We start from the raw sequence: 1,569 nt of genomic DNA, 5'->3' as shown, positions 1-1,569 counted from the left end.
ACCGTCCGCGACACCGTCGAACGGGCATAACCGGAGACACCCCATGAACGCCATGACAGAACCGCTTTTATTCAAACAGGTCATCGAAGGCCAGGAGCGCGAGCTCGTGAGTTTCTCCACCCACCCCAGCAAATACCAGCACTGGACGCTGAGCGTGGAGGGTGACGTCGCGCGTCTGAAGCTGGACATCAACGAAGACGGCGGCATCAAGCCCGGCTACAAGCTCAAGCTCAACAGCTATGACCTCGGCGTGGACATCGAACTGCACGACGCGATCAACCGTGTGCGCTTTGAGCACCCGGCCGTCAAGGTGGTGGTGTTCGAGTCGGGCAAGGAAAAGATCTGGTGCTCGGGCGCCAACATCTACATGCTGGGCCTGTCGACGCACGGCTGGAAGGTCAACTTCTGCAAATTCACCAACGAAACCCGCAACGGCCTGGAAGACTCCTCGCGCCATGACGGCCTCAAGGCGATTGCCTCCGTGACCGGCGCGTGTGCCGGCGGCGGCTACGAGCTGGCCCTGGCCTGTGACCGTATCATCATGGTGGACGACCGTTCTTCCACCGTCAGCCTGCCTGAAGTGCCCTTGCTGGGTGTGTTGCCCGGCACTGGCGGCCTGACCCGCGTGACCGACAAGCGCAAGGTGCGCCGCGATCTGGCAGACATCTTCTGCACCACCAGCGAAGGCGTGCGCGCCGACCGCGCCAAGGACTGGAAACTGATCGACGCCCACGCCAAGCCGCAGCAGTTTGGCGATCTGCTTGCTACAGAAATTGAAGCACTTCGCGCACAGTCTACAAGGGCTGCAGCCTCAAAAGGCATTGAACTCACACCGCTGAAGGCCGTCATTGATGATGCCGGCTACCGATACAGCCTCGTTGATGCGCAGGTCGACCGTGAAAAGCGCATTGCCACCATCACGGTGAAGGCGCCAGCCGCAGCCATTGAGTCCACGCCCGATGCCATCGAAGCCGCAGGCGCCAACTGGTACCCGCTGAAATTGCAGCGCGAACTGGATGACGCCATCCTCAACCTGCGCACCAACGAACTGGAAGTCGGCACCTGGGTCATCAAGACCACAGGCGATGCCGGCCAGGTGATCCGCATGGACGAAACGCTGGCCAAACTGAAAGACCACTGGCTGGTCAAGGAAACCACGGGTGCGCTGCGCCGCACCCTGGCCCGGCTGGACGTCACCAGCCGTTCGCTGATTGCGCTGGTCGATGCGGGTTCGTGCTTTGCCGGCACTTTCTACGAACTGGCTCTGGCCTGCGACCGCATCTACATGCTGGACTTGCCCGATTCACCAGACGCCGCGCCTGCGCTGCAACTGAGTCCGGCCAACTTCGGCTGGTTCCCCGCCGTCAATGGCCTGACGCGCCTGCAAACCCGATTCTGCGAAGACGATGCCACCATTGCACAGTTGCAAAAACTCGGCGACAGCCCGCTGCGCGCTGATCAGGCGCTGGCGCTGGGCCTTGTGACCTTGACGCCCGACGACATTGACTGGGAAGACGAGATCCGCATCATGCTGGAAGAGCGTGCTTCGCTCTCGCCCGACGCCATGAC

General features: G+C 61.8%; 1 protein-coding gene. It reads left to right on the top strand.

Annotation, left to right across the window (positions count from 1 at the left end; genetic code table 11):
• Nucleotides 1-43 precede the first annotated feature (43 nt).
• Nucleotides 44-1,569 (top strand): 2,3-epoxybenzoyl-CoA dihydrolase (gene boxC / locus AC1DWI_RS22570; protein WP_477725837.1); only part of this gene is annotated, 1,526 nt, incomplete at its 3' end.

The sequence above is a fragment of the Polaromonas sp. P3_C2 genome (assembly GCF_056402675.1).
Note: the sequence above shows the minus strand (reverse complement) of the source record. Positions and strands in the feature narration are given on the sequence as shown.